The 17,986-nt window shown below is 66.3% G+C and carries 16 protein-coding genes; 7 read left to right on the forward strand and 9 right to left on the reverse strand.

Features of this window, described 5'->3' with window-relative positions; translation table 11 throughout:
* Positions 1-786: 786 nt before the first annotated feature.
* Complete coding sequence (locus QX135_RS06625; RefSeq protein ID WP_315739971.1) at positions 787-2,385, reverse strand: L-aspartate oxidase; 1,599 nt, start codon at positions 2,383-2,385, stop codon at positions 787-789.
* 357 nt (positions 2,386-2,742) lie between these two features.
* On the opposite strand from QX135_RS06625, the gene QX135_RS06630 reads away from it, so the two are divergent.
* From QX135_RS06630 to QX135_RS06650, 5 genes are all read left to right on the forward strand, one after another.
* Positions 2,743-3,990 (forward strand): MFS transporter, encoded by a 1,248-nt coding sequence (locus tag QX135_RS06630; protein WP_315757070.1) that lies wholly within the window; start codon positions 2,743-2,745, stop codon positions 3,988-3,990.
* Positions 3,991-4,054: 64 nt separating this feature from the next.
* Positions 4,055-5,041, forward strand: coding sequence for an MDR family oxidoreductase (locus tag QX135_RS06635; protein WP_315813699.1), 987 nt, complete (start codon positions 4,055-4,057; stop codon positions 5,039-5,041).
* A gap of 114 nt (positions 5,042-5,155) precedes the next feature.
* Complete coding sequence (locus QX135_RS06640) at positions 5,156-5,824, forward strand: hypothetical protein (protein WP_316176818.1); 669 nt, start codon at positions 5,156-5,158, stop codon at positions 5,822-5,824.
* 176 nt (positions 5,825-6,000) lie between these two features.
* Positions 6,001-6,234, forward strand: coding sequence for a DUF6894 family protein (locus tag QX135_RS06645; protein ID WP_315739975.1), 234 nt, complete (start codon positions 6,001-6,003; stop codon positions 6,232-6,234).
* A 458-nt stretch (positions 6,235-6,692) separates the two neighbouring features.
* A complete protein-coding gene (locus QX135_RS06650; RefSeq protein WP_315813698.1) occupies positions 6,693-8,381 on the forward strand; it encodes a methyl-accepting chemotaxis protein in 1,689 nt (562 codons plus the stop codon).
* 12 nt (positions 8,382-8,393) lie between these two features.
* Here the strand turns inward: QX135_RS06650 and QX135_RS06655 are convergent, their stop codons facing one another.
* The 7 genes from QX135_RS06655 to QX135_RS06685 all read right to left on the reverse strand — a co-directional run bounded on the left by QX135_RS06655 (position 8,394) and on the right by QX135_RS06685 (position 14,479).
* On the reverse strand, positions 8,394-11,078 hold the full coding sequence (locus QX135_RS06655; RefSeq protein WP_316176817.1) for a DUF2339 domain-containing protein: 2,685 nt from the start codon (positions 11,076-11,078) through the stop codon (positions 8,394-8,396).
* Between the two features lie 193 nt (positions 11,079-11,271).
* On the reverse strand, positions 11,272-11,778 hold the full coding sequence (locus QX135_RS06660) for a tyrosine phosphatase family protein (RefSeq protein WP_315739978.1): 507 nt from the start codon (positions 11,776-11,778) through the stop codon (positions 11,272-11,274).
* Positions 11,779-11,879: 101 nt separating this feature from the next.
* On the reverse strand, positions 11,880-12,104 hold the full coding sequence (locus tag QX135_RS06665; RefSeq protein ID WP_315739979.1) for a hypothetical protein: 225 nt from the start codon (positions 12,102-12,104) through the stop codon (positions 11,880-11,882).
* Complete coding sequence (locus tag QX135_RS06670; RefSeq protein WP_315717219.1) at positions 12,101-12,340, reverse strand: hypothetical protein; 240 nt, start codon at positions 12,338-12,340, stop codon at positions 12,101-12,103. Before QX135_RS06670 ends, QX135_RS06665 begins: the two co-directional genes overlap by 4 nt.
* A gap of 1 nt (position 12,341) precedes the next feature.
* Complete coding sequence (locus tag QX135_RS06675; protein WP_316176816.1) at positions 12,342-12,959, reverse strand: HD family hydrolase; 618 nt, start codon at positions 12,957-12,959, stop codon at positions 12,342-12,344.
* Positions 12,956-13,585: a DNA-3-methyladenine glycosylase I gene (locus QX135_RS06680; protein ID WP_316176815.1), complete on the reverse strand. Its 630-nt coding sequence runs from the start codon at positions 13,583-13,585 to the stop codon at positions 12,956-12,958. Before QX135_RS06680 ends, QX135_RS06675 begins: the two co-directional genes overlap by 4 nt.
* Before the next feature lie 9 nt (positions 13,586-13,594).
* On the reverse strand, positions 13,595-14,479 hold the full coding sequence (locus tag QX135_RS06685; RefSeq protein ID WP_315782179.1) for a folate-binding protein: 885 nt from the start codon (positions 14,477-14,479) through the stop codon (positions 13,595-13,597).
* A gap of 198 nt (positions 14,480-14,677) precedes the next feature.
* Between QX135_RS06685 and QX135_RS06690 the strand changes: the two genes are divergently transcribed.
* Positions 14,678-16,012 carry a dihydroorotase gene (locus QX135_RS06690; protein ID WP_316177268.1) on the forward strand — a complete coding sequence of 445 codons (1,335 nt, stop codon included), beginning with the start codon at positions 14,678-14,680 and terminating at the stop codon, positions 16,010-16,012.
* A 132-nt stretch (positions 16,013-16,144) separates the two neighbouring features.
* On the opposite strand, the gene QX135_RS06695 is transcribed toward QX135_RS06690, so the two are convergent.
* Positions 16,145-16,666, reverse strand: coding sequence for a protein phosphatase CheZ (locus QX135_RS06695; RefSeq protein WP_315739983.1), 522 nt, complete (start codon positions 16,664-16,666; stop codon positions 16,145-16,147).
* Positions 16,667-17,398: 732 nt separating this feature from the next.
* Between QX135_RS06695 and QX135_RS06700 the strand changes: the two genes are divergently transcribed.
* Complete coding sequence (locus QX135_RS06700; protein WP_315776186.1) at positions 17,399-17,842, forward strand: CBS domain-containing protein; 444 nt, start codon at positions 17,399-17,401, stop codon at positions 17,840-17,842.
* Positions 17,843-17,986 lie beyond the last annotated feature (144 nt).

A 17,986-nucleotide genomic window follows, 5' to 3' on the forward strand; every position in this document is an offset into this window, starting at 1 on the left:
GCCTTTCTGCTCGGCGACTCGGCTTCCAAACCGGCGGCGAGACCGATGACCGAATCTATGGCCATGCCAAGCGGTGAATCGGCGATCTGGCAGCCGTGAATTCCCATTTCCTCGTCAGCAGGACGGACAAAACGCGCGCTACTACTTGAGCACCGCTAAATTTCGACCATCTCTTTTTCTTATTTGTACAGGTTCTGCGGTTCTTTTGCCGAAATCATGGCGAACCTGTCCAGCCATTTAGTTGGTGCTGGTAAATGCCGTCGGCGCCGGGGCGCACGAGATAGTGCGGCGGCGTCTGGCCGAGAACGATCTGAAGCCATGGCGCAGGAGCATGTGGCGTATCCCCACAGATCGATGCGAATTAGTTGCGCGCGTAGAGGATGTGCTCGATCCGTGCGGCGATTCGCATCAGCGTCAGCCGGTGATCTGCTTCGACGAAAGGCCTCGTCCAACTCATTGGCGAGGGCCGCTCAGATCGTGCGCGTGATGACTACGAGCACCAGCGCAACGGTACGGCCGATTTGTTCGTCCAGCGCCCGCGGATCAATGGATGCACGCGGCCGACACGGCACGCACTAATTACATCGTGCCTGCTCCCAAATACCGGCGAGGCAGCAAATAACAACGAGTCGTAATATCTTTATTGGGCGACGATGGCTGCTTCGTCATGAGCACCGTCATTCCGGGACAAGGCCGCAGGCCCTGAACCCGGAATGACGGTGATCACGAATGACGGTGAAAACGCGACTGCCGAGCTCCGTCGTGACGCAGTCGGATCAGCTCTTGCTACGCGCTCAACGGCCGCGACTGCCGCGCCGTCGGCCGTGCCGCGAGCTCGTCGGCGATCTCGCGGGCAGCGGCCAATGTGGTCATCGTCCGCTGCGCGAAACTCGGATTCTCCGCGGGGCAGTCGGCGCGGCAATGCGCACCGCGGCTCTCGCGCCGGCTCCAGGCCGCGGTGGCGATCAGCAGCGCGGCGCTCGCCATGTTGCGCAGCCTCGGGCTGCCGGCGTCGCGCTCCATCCTGGCAATCGCGGCGATGGCCTCCGCCAGCCGCTCCTCGTCGCGGATGACGCCGAGCTGCGCCGTCATCGTCTCGCGCAGCGAGCTCGCCGCAGCGCCGGCACAGGGGCCGGCCGGATCGGCGAACGCAATGTCCTGTAGCGTGGAGGGCGCGGTGAACGTCCGGCCGGAGATATCCTCGGCGATCCGCTGGGCGAACACCAGCGCGGCGAGCAGCGCGTTGCCGGCGATGTGGTTGGCGCCGTCCGTTGCCGTCGCGGCGACTTCACCCGCCGCCCAAAGCCCCTCGATCGAGCTGCGGCCCTGCGCGTCGACCGCGATCCCGCCCATGTGGAAATGCGCCGCCGGCGCCACCGGAATCGGCTGCCGGGTGGGATCGAGCCCCGCGGCGGTACAGGCCCGGTGCAGCATCGGATAGCGTTCGGCGACGTCGTCATCGAGCACGTCGCGTGCGTCGAGAAAGGCGCCGCGTCCGGCGATGATCTCGGCCATCACGCCGCGCGCCACCGTGTCGCGCGGGGCAAGATCGACCAGCGGATGGCGCGGCAGCATGAAGCGCTGGCCGCGCCGGTTGACCAGGATGGCGCCGGCGCCGCGCAGGCTCTCGCTCACAACCGGCGCCGGATCGTGACCGGTCATCATCGCGGTCGGATGAAACTGAACGAACTCCGGATCGGCAATGACCGCGCCGGCGCGCGCAGCGATGGCGAGGCCGATGCCGGTGGCGTGCGGCGGATTGGTGGTCGTGGCGAACAGACGGCCGATGCCGCCGGTGGCCAGCACGATTGCCGGCGCCGCGATCAGCACCGGCGCGGCCGCATCGTCGTCGGTCGGCCGCAGTTGCAGGCCACGCACCGCGCCGTCTTCCGTCAGCAGCGCGTCGGCGACATGGCCCTCGATGATGCGGATCGAGGGCGTTGCGCGCACGGCTTGAGACAGCGCGGTGATGATCGCCTGTCCGGTGAAGTCTCCGCGAACGCTGAGAATCCGTCGCGCGGTGTGCGCAGCCGCACGAGACGTCGCCAGCCTGCCGCTGTGATCACGATCGAAAGCCACGCCGAGGCGGACCAGGTCCTCGATTGCAGCCGAAGCGTCGCGCGCGAGCGCCAGCGCAGCCGTCGCGTCGACCAGGCCGCCACCGGCAGCGATCATGTCGGCGGCATGGCTATCGGGGCTGTCGCCGGATGAAACCGCTGCCGCGATGTCGGCCTGCATCGTCGCGCCGAACGAGGCCTCACCCAATGCGGTCGCGGAGATCAGCGTGACCGGCTGCGGTGCGAGCTTCAGCGCGCAGAACAGTCCGGCAACTCCGGCACCAACGATCACGACGCGGCCGGATGTCTCGATCTGATCGTGGTCCATGTGATGTCCAAATTCCACATTCCGTGCGCATGTGTACCGCGGTACCTGTTAGTTCTTCTTCAGAGACTTCCTTCGCTGTTTATCGGTGTTTGGCGACAAATAGCGGCTGTTCTGAAGGTCACTCTCGCACAGGATGAAACGTCGTTTGCGACTCGCGCACCAGGACGTTTCGCGCCGGGACAAGGACGTATGAGCGAGTTCCGCTGCGGGAACTCGCTTCGGATGACATGGACTCATGGGTGGCCGCCGCATCGAAATTTTTCATGGTTGGGTTCCGCTTTTGAGCTTGGGAGTTAAATGCAAATGCATTAATCGGAAGGGTGCGGCGGACAGTGACCGCAGCAGGGGAGGACACGGATGTCGGTACAGGCAGGCGATCTCGGCACGGCCTCCCGCAGCCAGAGCTGGCGGACGCCGGTCGTCATCATCGTGTGCGGCTGCGCGATTGCGCTGCTGAGCTTCGGTCCGCGCTCCAGCCTCGGCTTCTTCGTGCAGCCGATGAGCCGTGAATTCGCCTGGGGACGCGACGTGTTCGCGCTTGCGGTAGCGGTGCAGAACCTGTTGTGGGGGCTCGGTCAGCCGCTCGCCGGCGCGATCGCCGATCGTTTCGGCGTGATGCGCGTGATCTGTGTCGGCGCGCTGCTCTATGCCGGCGGCCTGCTGATGATGCGCTATTCCAGCTCGCCTCTGTCGCTGAACATCGGCGCCGGCGTGCTGGTCGGCTTCGGCCTGTCGGGCTGCTCGTTCAATCTCATCCTGTCGGCGTTCAGCAAGCTGTTGCCGCCGGAGCGCCGTGGTGTCGCGCTCGGCGCCGGCACGGCGGCCGGCTCGCTCGGCCAGTTCCTGTTCGCTCCCTTCGGCGTCGCGCTGATCGACCAGTTCGGCTGGCAGAGCGCGCTGATGGTGTTCGCGACGCTGATGCTGTTCATCGTGCCGCTGTCGCTCGCCGTGGCGACGCCGCCGGCGGCCGAGGCCAAGCCGTCGGAGGCCGAGCAGCAGTCGTTCACGACCGCGCTGATGGAGGCGTTCGGCCACCGCTCCTACGTGCTGCTGGTGCTCGGCTTCTTCACCTGCGGCTTCCAGCTCGCCTTCATCACCGTGCACCTGCCGGCGTTCCTGGTCGATCGTGGCCTGTCGGCGCAGGTTGGCGGCTGGGTGATCGCGGCGATCGGCCTGTTCAACATCATCGGCTCGCTCAGTGTCGGCTGGCTGCAGAGCCGGCTGCCGAAGCGCTACATCCTGTCCTTCATCTATTTCACCCGTGCGCTGGCGACGCTCGCCTTCATCTCGTTCCCGGTCACGGCGGCCTCCGCGATCGCCTTCGGCGCGGTCTCCGGGCTCGCCTGGCTCTCCACGGTGCCGCCGACCTCGTCGCTGGTCGCGATCATGTTCGGCACCCGCTGGCTCGCCACGCTCTACGGCTTCGCCTTCGTCAGCCACCAGGTCGGCGGCTTCCTCGGCGTCTGGCTCGGTGGCATCGTGTTCGAGCGCTACGGCTCCTATACGCCGATCTGGTGGCTCTCGATCCTGTTCGGCGTGCTGTCGGCGCTGATCAACCTGCCGATCGTCGAGAAGCCGGTCGCGCGTGCCGTTCCCGCGACCTGAGTTGCGCGGCCGACCCGATCGGCTAAACATGGCGTGAGACAAAGAAAGCGCAGGGAGTGCCGCTGTGGGAACGTTCAAGGCGATCCGGATCGACAAGGCGGACAAGGGAACGACCGCGACGCTGACGCAGTTCGATGAAGCCGAGCTGATGGACGGTGACGTCACGGTCAAGGTCGAGTGGTCGGCGCTGAACTACAAGGACGGGCTGGCGCTGACCGGCAAGGCGCCGGTGGTCCGGCGCTTCCCGATGATCGCGGGGATCGATTTTGCCGGCACGGTCGAGCAGTCCAGCCATCCCGCCTGGAAGCCGGGCGATGCCGTGATCTGTACCGGCTGGGGCATGGGCGAGACCCATCTCGGCGCCTATGCCGAGAAGGCGCGGGTCAAGGGCGATTGGCTCGTCGGCCTGCCACAGGGCCTGTCGGCCCGGGATGCCATGGCCATCGGCACCGCCGGCTTCACGGCGATGCTGGCCGTGCTGGCCCTGGAGAAGCACGGGCTGACGCCGGCCAGCGGGGCAGTGGTGGTGACGGGCGCGGCCGGCGGCGTCGGCTCGGTGGCGACGGCGGTGCTCGCCAAGCTCGGCTACCACGTGATCGCCTCGACCGGCCGCCTGGCCGAAGCCGACTATCTCAAGTCGCTCGGTGCCGCCGAAATCATCGACCGCAACGAGCTGTCCGGGCCGGCCAAGCCGCTGGCGAAGGAGCGCTGGGCGGGCGGCATCGACAGCGTCGGCTCGCATACGCTCGCCAACCTGCTGGCGATGACCCAATATGGCGGTGCCATCGCCGCCTGTGGTCTCGCTGCCGGCATGGATTTGCCATCGTCGGTGGCGCCATTCATTTTGCGCGGCGTATCCCTCCTCGGCATCGATTCGGTGATGTGCCCGCTGCCGGCGCGCAAGGCGGCCTGGCAGCGCCTCGCCACTGATTTGGATCGCGCAAAACTAGCTGAAATCACTCACGAAATTTCCTTGGACCAAGTGGCGTCGCTGGGGCTGCAGATTCTCGCGGGCCAGGTCCGCGGCCGTACGGTGGTAAGAATATCCTGAGGATGTTCAGACTTTTCAAACCATGCTGCTCCATTGTTGCCATGGTTGGTATGGTAAGCATGGGGTAAAGATACCGCCTTACCCGCTGCGTTGGGTTAAGTGGGAGTTTGATGCATGCTCGCGCGTATATTGCTGGGGACCGTGACCGCCGGTGCCGTGATTGCTCCTGCGGTTGCGGGTTCGATGACAGCCGACGAGGCCCGCAAATTCGTCGCCGGAAAGGTGTTCGCCTTCACCTGCGTCGACGGCACCCGTGGCGCGGGCCGCATCCTCGACGACATGGGCGCGGCGGGCGCGGTGCAGTTCTCCGGCTCTGGCCCGGTGCGTCATATCCGCCTGCCCGGCAACACCCTGCAGATTCGCGGCCAGAACGTTTGCGCTGCCATCAAGGGCATGCCGTTCGAGCCGTGCTTCAACCTCGACAAGAAGGACGACCGCAGCTTCCGCGGCTCGGTCTCCGGGCTCGGCGCCTTCGCCTATTGCGACTTCCAGCATCAGGGCGGAGCCACCATGCTGATGGCGCGCGCCGTGGCGCGGCCGCGCGCCGCGCGCGCTGCTGTTCCCGCTGCCGACGGCTTGCACACCGAAGTGGCGGCGCGGGTCGAGACCCCGCGGGTGGAGCGCAGCAAGGTAGAACCCCTGAAGGCGGATCCTGCGAAGGCCGCCAAGGCGGAAAGCGCGAAGCCCGAAACCGCCAAGGCCGAAAACGCGAAGACCGAAATTACCAGATCCGATAACGCGAAGTCGGATGCGGCGCCGGAGCTGCGTCGCTCGACCGATTAGTTGTTAGTTCACCGACTATTGAAAAACCAGTCCCCTATTAACATAGAGCAATATTTTAAGCTGACCGCACGTTAGTGGTCATTGCGCCGTAGTCGTACGGAATCTTAAATTCATGCCTCGGTAGTGACTCGTGTGCAGTTTGCAACCAGGGGGGTGGCCCACGAGAAAGGGTCGTTATGTCGCTTTATTTCTTCCGAATCAGCCAGGGCCGCTATTCTGGCGCTGCTGATCAGCCTTATGAATTCGCCAACCGGGAAACCGCCTGGAACGAGCTGACGGCTGTCTGCTCCGACCTGATCGGTGGCATCTCGAAGTCGTTGCAGCAGGGGGCCGAGTGGCAGATGGAGCTGCTCGACGAAGCCAAGCAGCCAGTGTTCCGGATCCGCCTGATGTCCGAAGCGGTCGGCTGAGTTCCAACTGTCCGGGTGATTGCGCCGCTGGCCATCGGATTCGAGGTCCGGTGCGCCGTGGCGCCAATCCGCTGAGGGCGTGTTCTCCGTCCGTCACACTTCTCGCGCTCAGACGGCGTTTGTGATGTTGCCGAACGCAGTTCGTGGTTTTGCTTCCACACGATCCGTCAACGGTATCGGGAGATCCGGTGCCTCGGGCGCCGGTTCAGGAGCACCGCGCCGTCCCTGAGGGCCATCATTTTACGCGCATTGTCAGTAATCTTACGGTTCCAGCATTAACCTCCGATAAGCCTGTTTCGCGCCCAATGAGGTCGTCAGAGACGACATGCGGGTTCGGAATTTTCGGAGCCCTCTGATCCTCTGACCTCGACCGCGCAGCGCAGCGCAGACCTGGATGTTCGGGCCGTCTCTGGCGCTGGCAGAACGCGGCCGAACCACGCAGTCAGCTGGGGTCCTCCGTGTCAACAATGTCCATTCGTACGAAGATCATTTCGGTCATCGCCTTCATGCTCTTCACCATGTGCGGGCTCGGCGTGCTCGCCGTCACCAGCATGCAGTCGATCAACGTCAACACGGTCGACATCGCCACCAACTGGTTGCCAAGCGTGCGCGCGATCGGCGAGCTGCGCGCCGACATCAACCTGCTGCGCATCGCCTTGCGCGCGCATGTGATGTCGGAGACGGCCGAGGCCAAGCAGGCCGCGGAGAAGCGCGTCAACGGAATCCTTGAGACGATCAACAAGGACCGCAAGACCTACGAGCCGATGATCACCTCGGCCGAGGAACGCGCGATCTACAACAACTGGGTGCAGTCCTGGGAGAAGTACGTCGTCGCCGTCAAGCAGGTGATGGACGAATCCAACAAGAGCGTCGGAAAGATCCCGCACGAAGCCACCGAAATGCTGGAAAAATCGGCCGCGGCGATCGCGCGCGACGCCGACAAGTATTTCATCCAGGACATCGAGTTCAACAACAAGGGCGCCGACAACGCGACGCGGCAGGCCGCCGAGAGCTTCACGCGTGCGATCTGGCTGGTGGTGTCGATCATTGCCGCGGCCGTCATTGGCGGCATCGCCATCGGTTTCTATCTCGTGCAGAACGTCTCGTCGGGCATTGCGTCGATCATCAAGCCGATGCAGGAGCTCGCCAAGGGCGATCTCGGCGCGGAGGTGACGCATCGCGGCGAGCCGACCGAGATCGGCGCCATGGCCGATACGCTGCAGGTGTTCAAGGAAGCGCTGATCGCCAAGAAGGAGGCCGACGAGCTCGCGGCCCACGATGCCGAGGTCAAGATCGAACGCGGCCGGCGCGTCGACAACATCACCCGCCAGTTCGAGGCGACGATCGGCGAGATCGTGCAGACGGTGTCGTCGGCCTCGACCGAGCTCGAGCATTCCGCCGGCGCGCTGTCATCCACCGCGACGCGCTCGCAGGAGATCTCGACCGCGGTTGCGGCTGCTTCGGAGGAGGCTTCGACCAACGTGCAGTCGGTCGCGTCCGCGACGGAGGAGCTATCGTCGTCGATCACCGAGATCAGCCGCCAGGTGCAGGAATCGGCCCGCATGGCCACCGAGGCCGTCGACCAGGCGCGCATGACCAACGATCGCGTGAGCGAGCTGAGCAAGGCCGCGGCGCGGATCGGCGACGTCGTCGAACTGATCAACACGATCGCCGGCCAGACCAATCTGCTGGCGCTGAATGCGACCATCGAGGCGGCGCGCGCCGGCGAGGCCGGCCGCGGCTTCGCGGTCGTCGCCTCCGAGGTGAAGGCGCTGGCCGAGCAGACCGCCAAGGCGACCGACGAGATCGGCCAGCAGGTGTCGGGCATCCAGGCGGCGACGCAGGAATCGGTCGGCGCCATCCGGGCGATCTCCACGACCATCGAGCGGCTGTCGGAAATCTCGTCGGCGATCGCGGCTGCCGTGGAAGAGCAGGGGGCCGCCACGCAGGAGATTTCGCGCAACGTGCAGCAGGCATCGGAGGGCACGCAGCAGGTTTCTGTGAACGTCGTCGACGTGCAGCGCGGCGCGACGGAAACCGGAACGGCCTCCACGCATGTGCTGGCCGCGGCGCAATCGCTGGCCTCGGACAGCGACCGGCTGAAGCGTGAGGTGGCGTCGTTCCTGGAGTCGGTGCGCGCGGCCTAATCCGACATGGCGCTATGCCGCCGGCTGAGCCGGCGGCGCCTGCTGCTGCCGTCGGAACAGCACCTTCTGGTACAGCCAGCCGATCGCGACCAGCACCAGCCCGAGCCCGATGAACGACAGCGCGCGCCACACGCCGGTCAGCGCCGACATGTCGATCAGGAAGGCCTTCAGGATCGTCAGCGCGATCACGATGGCGGACGCCAGACGGGCGCGTTGCGACTGCACGATGATTCCGATCCCGAGCAGCACCACGCCGAAGGCGAGCCAGGCGATCGAATAGGTGTACTGCTCGGCCGCGCTGGTCGGCCCTGCCGTCAGATCGGGGCCGTGATAGATCCGGCGGATCTCGAGGCTGACATAGGACAGCGCCAGGATCAGTGCGCCCGCGGCCAGCGTATTGCCATAGGCCGGCGGACGGCGGCCTGCGACCGCGTAGGACAACAGCAGCATCAGCACCGCCGGGAACGCATAGGCCAGGATCAGGATGTTGAGCAGGCCGCCCTTGATCGCGACATCCGAGATCATCGGATTCTCGAGCAGCAGCAGCCCGAGCACGGTGGCACCGCCGGCAAAGCCGGTCAGGATCACGGCGCTGATGTTGTGCACGATGCTGCCGCTGCGCTCCCGGAGCCGCTCCAGCCCGATCGCCAGCGCCAGGGCCACGCAGACGTCGAGTCCCACTTCGGCGAGCGATGGCACCGCCAGCATGTCGCCGTCATTGACGGCGTGGCGGATCTCCAGGAAGGCGAGCAGGGTCGTGAACAGGATGGCGGCGGCCTCCACCGCGCGCAGCGGCGCGTCGTCGCCATGGCGGCGCATCAGATAGCTCGCGCCCCAGAACGACGCCGCCGGCACGCCATAGCCCCACAGCAGCCAGTTGACGATCGGCGTGGTGCCGACATCGGCGCCGACGATGCGCGGATCGTAGCCGATGCGCAGCACGACGAGCCCGGCAAAGACGGCCGCCAGCGTGCGCAGGAACGGGATCGGCCGGCTCTCGAAGATCCAGGCGGTGCCGAGCGACATCAGCGCCAGCGCGATCGTCAGCCAGCCCTTCTCCAGCGCGAAGGTCAGCGCCAGCGCCAGCGCGGCCAGCGTGCCGGTCGCGAACAATGCGATCGAGGCGCTGAGGCCCGGGCGCTCCTCGCGCCGGGTCAGCGCCTCGGTGGCGACGGCAAACGCGGCGGCGAGCACGACGGCGACGATCGCGAACGGAATCGAGCGGTCGAGATGGGCGATGCGCGCATAGAGCGCGACAAGAAGCGCCAGCGGCGTGAACACGCCGGCCGCCGACCACACCACCGGCACGACCGCGTTGTGCGAGCGGCCCTGCGCCAGGAAGCCGGCGCCGCCGAAGCCCAGCGCGAAGATCGCCGCCGTCACCAGATGCGACGTGACCGATGCGCCGAGCGGGTTCGGCCCCATCCCGGGCAACGCGCCGCCCGGCAGCACCAGCAGGTCCGGATTGTCGCGCAACGCCCATTCGGCGAACACGAGGAACACGGTCGCAGCGGCGGCGGCGACCGCGCCGACGGCGCTCGGCGCGCGCCAGGCGACCGCGAGCGTCGCCGCGACCAGCACGGTGAAGCCGATCAGCGCCAGACCGTCATGGAAGCTCGCCAGCACGACCAGCATGGCGCCGAGCAGATAAACCGCCAGGCCGACGGATGAGATCGGCTCGACCTCGTCGTTCTCGGCCGCGGGTCCGAACATGAAGCCGCAGACCACGATCAGCGCGGCCAGCGCGAAACCAACAGCGACGTGGAAGACATGCGGCGCCACCGTCTCGACGCCCGCGTCGAGTCCGGGCAAGGTCCACAGGAACGACAGCCCGATCGTGGTCATCGCGAGCCAGCGCCACAGCCGCACGCGGGCCAGCGCAAAGGCGGCGGCGGTGACGATGGCGAGGTAGATGTAGAGCGCCCAGTAGTTCGGCTCGCCGGTCGACACCAGCACCGGCGTCGTGAATGCGGCGACGAGGCCGAGCCCGGCCAGCGCCGGGCCGTGCAGCAGCGCCGCCGCCAGCGTGCCCAGCGCGACGATGCCGAGCAGCACGAAGGCGATCGCGGGCGGCAGGAACTCATACAGCGCGTAGGCCGCGTAGATCGTGGCGAAGGCGACCGCCGTGCCGGCCGCGGTCAGGATCGCCGGAATGTTGGCGATCGGCAGCGCTGCGATCTGCGAGATGCTCTCCTTGCGCCGGGTCCATTCGCCGGCCGCAAGCAGCGCGGCGGCGAACAGCGCGCCGAGCGCGACGCGCACCTCGGGGCCGACGAGGCCGGCCTCGATCGAATAGCGCACCATGAAGAAGCCGCCGAGCGCCAAGGTCAGCCCGCCGATCCACACCACCCAGCGGGTGCCGATGCGCTCCTCGAAGCCGGCCGCAGGCTGCGGCACGGGTGGCGGGGACGCGAGCGGCGGCGGCTGTTCGGCCGCGTCGTCGCTCGCCATTGCCGCGGGCTGGAGAGCAGGCTCGGTCAGCTCCGGCAATGGCGGCGGCATTGGCGGGGCTTCAGCGGGCTCCTGAAGCGGGCTGAGCGGCGGCGCGACCACCGGCGCAGCCGCGATCGGGCGTGCCGCCTCGAGCTTGGCCAGCCGGGCCTGGAGCTCTGCCAGGCGATCGGAAATCCGGCGCGCGAAGGCGAGCGCCGCGAACGCGACCAGCAGCGCGATCCAATCCAGGGGCCAATCGAACATCACGCGGGGATTCCTCAATCGATGGCGCCGGTGGGCGTCAGGGGTGGAACGCGCCGGCCTGCGGGTGGACCGCTGGCGCAGCGAATCGGCCGACGGCCCACGGCGGGTCACCCGATGGCCGTCGTTCCCTCTGTGTCAAACCGCGGAACAAAAGTTCAAGGCGCGCCGGTACGCGGCTCCGCCGCGTCGCAACTCAGTCCAGATCGATCCGGAACGGCGCGCTGTCGACCATCATGGCGCCGGGCCCGATCGCGTCCAGCGCGCGTACCATGCGCCCCTGGCGGCCCAGTGCCCTGTCGGCCAGGCTGACGATCAGCCGGTTCGGCGAGGCGATCGGCGAGGCTTGGCGGATCGCCCAGGCAATATCGAGCTCGTCGCGATTGGGGTTGAGCGCGCAGGCCGTGGCGAAGGCGCTCGCGGTGGAGCGGCTGATGCCGGCATAGCAGTGGATCACCAGCGGCGCCGCACGATCCCAGCCGCGCACGAACTCCAGCACCTGGGCGACGTGATCCTCGCTCGGCGCCATGAAGCCCGGAAGCTGCTCGGTGATGTCGTCGACCGAGACCCGCAGATGGTTTTCGGGGCGGATCGTCTCCGGCCGCTTCACCTGCTCGACATTGGCCATGATGGTCAGCACGTGGCTGGCGCCGGTCAGGCGCACGGTCTCGGGCAGGGCGGCGAGTGAGCAGACGTGGATCATGGCGAGCCTTTGGAGGCCCGATTATACGAATGGGGGCACAAGGGCAAAAGCGGGATTTGGATGTCTGCTGTCGGGCTGGCGCATATATGCGCCGACAGCCCTCAGCGCGTGTTCTTGAGCTGCCGCAGCTCCTGGCGAACCAGATGGGCCTTGCCTTCGATCTCCGCGTTCAGTCGCTCGAGATGGTCGAGGAGCCGCTCACGGTTCTGGGGGGCGATCTCGACCGGTTTCTCGGACCAGGGCCGGCGCACGAACAGGGCCACGATGGCGACGGCCAAGGCGGTCAGAAGCGGAAAGCTCAGGGCAACGAGCTGGTGCAGGGTCATCGAAGACCTCCCAGGATCCACTGACCGAGCAAATGTATGAGCACTCCGGTGATAATGCAAACGACGCCCGACCCGTAGATCAAGCCCGCGGGGGTGCTGGGCGGCAGCACCCCATAGACGAACTGGGCAAGCGGCACGAACGTTCCGGCGGTGACGATGGCCGTCGCCAGCGTGTTGACCCAGTTGGCCGCCAACTTCAGCCGTTCGTTGCGGCGCTCGTCCGGCGTCAGCGGCATCTCAGCACGACCCCAGCACCGTGTTGAAGCGGGTCAGGAACTGCTTCTCGGCCTTGGCCGCGCTCCAGGGCGTCAGATAGTCCGTCACGGTGGCATCCGGCAGGCCGGGGTCGCGACCGAACAGCTTCTTCGCCTCGCTCTCCGAGAAGCCGGCCAGCCGGGTCGCCTCCAGAAAAGCGGCGCCGCGGTCGGCCGCCTTGATCTGGCGCTCGATCTCCGGAGCAATCTCGGCCGGCAGGCCGAAGCGGATGTGGATCGCCCCGAGCAGCCGCTTCTCGACGCTCTTGTAGCCGTCGCCGAGCACCGCCTTGAATGGCGAGATCATGTCGCCGATGACGTATTCCGGCGCATCGTGCAGCAGCGCGGCGAGCCGCAGCTTCGCATCGATGTTCGGTTTGCGCGCGCGCATCACCGTCTCGACCAGCAGCGTGTGCTGCGCCACCGAGAAGATGTGCGCACCGGTGGTCTGGCCATTCCAGCGCGCGACACGCGCGAGCCCATGGGCGATGTCGGCGATCTCGACATCGAGCGGCGAGGGATCGATGAGGTTGAGCCGCCGGCCGGACAGCATGCGCTGCCAGACGCGGTCGTGCCCGCTCGGGGCCTTGTCAGTCGTCATTTGGGAGGCTTGAGGCGTGGGGTGCGGCGCTTGCCGCTGCAGGTCTCGTGGCAGAAGCAGGTGACGAGATGGTCGTTGACCATCCCGGTTGCCTGCATGAAGGCGTAGACGATCGTGGGACCGACGAACTTGAAGCCGCGCGAGGCCAGCTCTTTCGAGATCTTGATCGACAGCGGCGTCGAGGCCGGCACGCTCGCGGTGGTCTTGAACTGATTGACCTTGGGCGCCCCGTCCATGAAGTTCCACAGCAGCTTCGAGAAGCCGGGACCCTTGTCCTGGATGTCGAGCCAGCATTTCGCGCTGAGAATCGTCCCTTCGATCTTGGCGCGGTTGCGCACGATGCCGGCATCGTTCATCAGCGCGTGGATCTTCTTGTCGGTGTAACCAGCGATCTTCTCCGGCTGGAAATCATCGAAGGCGCGGCGGAAATTGTCACGCTTGCGCAGGATCGTGATCCACGACAGCCCGGCCTGGAAGCCGTCGAGGATCAGCTTCTCGAACAGCGCGCGGTCGTCATATTCCGGCACGCCCCACTCGGTGTCGTGATAGGCGACATAGAGCGGATCGCTGCCCGGCCAGGGGCAGCGCGTCAGGCCATCGGGATGGACGACAGCAGCGCGACCCATGAGACCGGCTCAGGCGACCGTCTGCTTCGGCGCGCCCTGCAGCGCGTCGGGATCAGCGATGCGCAGAACGAGGCCGCCGGCAGTAAGCGGCGTTCCCGCCTCCAACGCTTCGGCGGCGCGGTCGATGCGCAGCAGCGCCATGCCCTTCTGCGCGGCGGCCGAGCCCATGGTGCCGACGGACTTGTCGCCGGCCAGAATCGGCGTGCCCGGCTCGGGACTCGGCCCGTCGAGCAGCACCTTCGCCGCGCGCGTGCGCGTGGTGCCGCGATGATGCATGCGGCTCACGACCTCCTGGCCGACATAGCAACCCTTGCCGATGTCGACGCCGTGCAGCCGGTCCATGTTGGTCTCGTGCGGGAAGGCATCGCCATACGTGAAGTCGAGCCCGCCGCGCGGCACGCTGCAGTCGATACGATGCGCCTCATAGGCGTCGGTTTCGACGATCTCGGCCCCGAGCCGTGCGGCGATCTCCGCGAGCGCCTCCTGCGGCGCAATGACGCGCGCGCCGAGGCGCTCATGACGCGGATCGACGAAGCTCGGCTCCGGCGTGGCGCCGATGGCGCCATCCCAGACCGCGATCACGCCGAGCTCTCCGGAGCGATTGCTGACCGCGACCTTGGCCCTGAGCTTGTAGAGGTTGAGCTTGTCGGTGAGCGCCTGCGCCAGCGCGCGCGGACAGTCGAGCAGGAAGCGCTCGCCGGCGTCCGTCGCCGGCACCTGCGCCACCAGGAAATCAACGATGATCTTGCCCTGCGGCGTCAGCAGCGCGCCGAACCGGGCATCGCCGGGCGTGAGCTTGGTGACGTCGGTGGTGAAGAGACCGTTGAGGAACTTGCGTGCATCGTCGCCGCTGACCTGGACCACGCCCCGGTCGTCGAGAAACGTCGCCTTCATCCGAAAAACCTCTTGCGACAGGCCGCACTGAAACGTAAGCCGCCCTGGCATAAACCACAAGGCTGAAACGCCGCCGCGCGGTGGCTTCATTCTAAAGATCGAGACTCGCGTGCCACCGGAGGCCAGCAAATGGGCAGGCGCGCAGCATGATCGATCTGTCTTGGGGCGGTCAGGAGAATGAAATCCTATGAGGGCTTCATGAGCGCGCGCTTCGACGTCATTCTGAAATCCGGCACCGTGGTCAATCAGGACGGCGAGGGCGTCCGCGACATCGGCATTTCAGGCGGACGCATTGTCGAGATCGGCGATCTCGGCACAGCCTCGGCCGCCGAGATCATCGACTGCAAAGGCCTGCACGTGCTGCCCGGCGTGATCGACACCCAGGTGCATTTCCGCGAGCCTGGCCTCACTCACAAGGAGGACCTCGAAACCGGCTCGCGCAGCGCCGTGATGGGCGGCGTCACCGCCGTGTTCGAGATGCCCAACACCAATCCGCTGACGGTGACCGAAGAGGCGTTCGCCGCTAAGGTCGCTGCCGGCCGCCATCGGATGCATTGCGATTTCGCCTTCTTCATCGGCGGCACCCGCGAGAATGTCGAGCAGCTCCCGGCGTTGGAGCGCGCCGAGGGCTGCGCCGGCGTGAAGGTGTTCGTCGGCTCCTCCACCGGCTCGCTGCTGGTCGAGGACGACGACAGCCTGCGCCGCATCTTCCAGGTGATCCGCCGCCGTGCTGCGTTCCACGCCGAGGACGAGTACCGCCTCAACGAGCGCAAGGACCTGCGCGTCGAGAACGATCCGCGCTCACACCCGGTGTGGCGCGACGAGGAGGCGGCGCTGCGCGCCACGCAACGTCTCGTCACCCTCGCGCACGAGACCGGCAAGCGCATCCACGTGCTGCACATCTCGACGAAAGAAGAGATCGTGTATTTGCGCGACCACAAGGACGTCGCCACCGTGGAGGCGACGCCGCATCATCTCACCTTGGCGGCGCCGGAGTGCTACGAGCGGCTCGGCACCTACGCGCAGATGAATCCGCCGGTGCGATCAGTCGATCATCGCGACGTGATCTGGTGGGGCGTCCACCAGGGCATCGTCGACATCTTAGGCTCCGACCACGCGCCGCACACCGCGGAGGAGAAGGCCAAGACCTATCCGGCCTCGCCCTCCGGCATGACCGGCGTGCAGACGCTGGTGCCGATCATGCTCGACCACGTCAATGCCGGCCGGCTGTCGCTGCAACGTTTCGTCGACCTCACCAGCGCCGGCCCCGCCCGCATCTACAACATCGCCCGCAAGGGCCGCATCGCCGCCGGCTACGACGCCGACCTCACCATCGTCGACCTGAAGCGCAGCGAGACCATCACCAACGAATGGGTCGCCTCGAAAGCCGGCTGGACGCCCTATGATGGCCTACGCGTCACCGGCTGGCCGGTCGGCACGTTCGTCCGCGGCCAGCGCGTGATGTGGCAGGGCGAGCTGCTGACGCCAGCGATCGGCGAGCCGGTACGCTTCACGGAGACGCTGCGGCCGTAACGGCGCTACGCGTTAGTTTGCTCCGTCATTGCGAGCGCAGCGACGCAATCCAGAGTCCTTGCGCGGCCCTGGATTGCTTCGTCGCTCTGCTCCTCGCAATGACGCGGAGCGGGCATCACGCCCGGCCGTCGTTCACGCGAACAGCTTGTCGATGTCGTCCTGGGAAATCGCCACGCCGGGCCGCTTCGGGCCCTCCAGCAAGTCTGGGACGCTCGAGGGGGCAGCAAGCTCGGTGGCCAGCCGCGCCAGCTCCTCTTTTCCCCAGATGCGGACGAGCTTGTTGATGTGGTCCTCCATGAACTGCAGCGACTTGACCACCCGCGTGATCCGCTGCCCTGTGAGGTCCTGGAACGCGCACGCCTCGAACACCTTGTTCGTGCTGTCGACGATCTCGTCGCTGACCGCCGCGGCCGTCGGGTCTTTGACGCTCTGCAACTTCGCAACGCTGGCGCCGATCGCCTCCATGCTTTCGAGGATCGCGTTCCCGGCCACCTCCGTATTCTCGACGATCGCGTCGAGGGTGTCGGTCATCGTCGCGAAACTGCCCTTGCCGTCGCCTTGAAGAGCGGCGAGTTCGCGCCGCATGCTGCTAATCTGGCCGAACATCTCGACCAGGTAGGTTTTCAGCAACCTCTCTTCTTCCGGCGCAATCATCAGAAATCCCCGACTTTTCCTTAACGTTTCCTTACCAATTCTTCACGCGGCAGTTGCAAACCCCGGCCTGCGCTTCTGTGAAGGCATTTCGGATTTCGCTTCGGCGGTGACCGGCTCGCGACGCGGCTATCGAGATTTCGCGTAAGCTCGAAACGGCACTGTGGTCAGGTAGGTGAAGATCAGCGACCTATTTTTGCCCGTTTTCGTTAAGGGCGCATGTTCATTCCCGTCAAAGCCTTCAAATTGCTTTGTGAAGAGTTTCCGAGCGACATGGCTGCCGAGGGGGCCGTTGGGCAGTGCTCGGTCTGCTGTCGGTTTCCGCGACGCCGGGACGGCCCTTGGAGCCTGGATGAGCGAGCGGGCGTCACGACAGGAGGCAGGCGGCGTCGGCCGGCCAAAATGAATGCGAATGTCCGCTGCCAGGGACGACGCGGACGTGGGGGAGAAATTCCAGTACGCCGCCTCTTGACCCAGAGCTCTCTACTGACCGCGATCGTCGATCGACTTGCGTTTTGCCGAGCAACATTTTTGCCGGCACCCGATGGTTCCGCTCTCGGGGACGACCTGACGTCTGCAATCCAGGGGATCGATAAGCCGCCTGTGACCCAACCATCGTTCGGTCCACGGCTAGGCGCACCGCATCGGCGAGGCGCTGACGAAGCCGGATATTTCGACTATCCTGCCATCCGGACCATCAAGGCGGGGCAGGACGGGGTCCAGGAGGGGACATCGATGAGCACAGTAAGAAGCGCGCTGGCCCAGAAGAATGGCGCCCTGATCCATGTTCGTTCCGACGACATGGTCGTCGAAGCCTTGCGCCAGATGCGCGACAACCGGGTCCGGTCGGTGCTCGTCATCGACGACGGCGCGCTGGTCGGCATCGTGACCCAGGGGGACTGCGCCATCAAGGTGCTGCTGCCCGGGCTCGACGCCAAGCAGACGCCGGTGGGCCAGGTGATGACGGGCAACCCGGTGACGGTCAAGCCGGACCACCGGCTGGACAGTTGCATGGCGATGATGGCTCAACGTGGCTTTCGCCATCTGCCGGTGCTGGACGCGGGCAAGGTCGTGGGCGTGATCTCGGTCGGAGACGTCGTCAAGAACATCATCCGGGACTTGGAGCACAACGTGGACGACCTGATGGGCTACATCATGAAGGACGGCCCCGGGGGCTGACGGACGAACGTGGTGCCGTCGCTCTCCGCCTGTGTCTGCTTGTGAGCCCATCTCGGACCTTTCCGCCCGCCCCCGCGACGTCCGCTGTCGGGGTGCACCGGAAGTTAACGACCGTGGAAGCGCAGGGGCCGCTTGTGACCCGAG

It is taken from the genome of Bradyrhizobium sp. SZCCHNR1098, assembly GCF_032489375.1.
GTDB lineage: Bacteria > Pseudomonadota > Alphaproteobacteria > Rhizobiales > Xanthobacteraceae > Bradyrhizobium.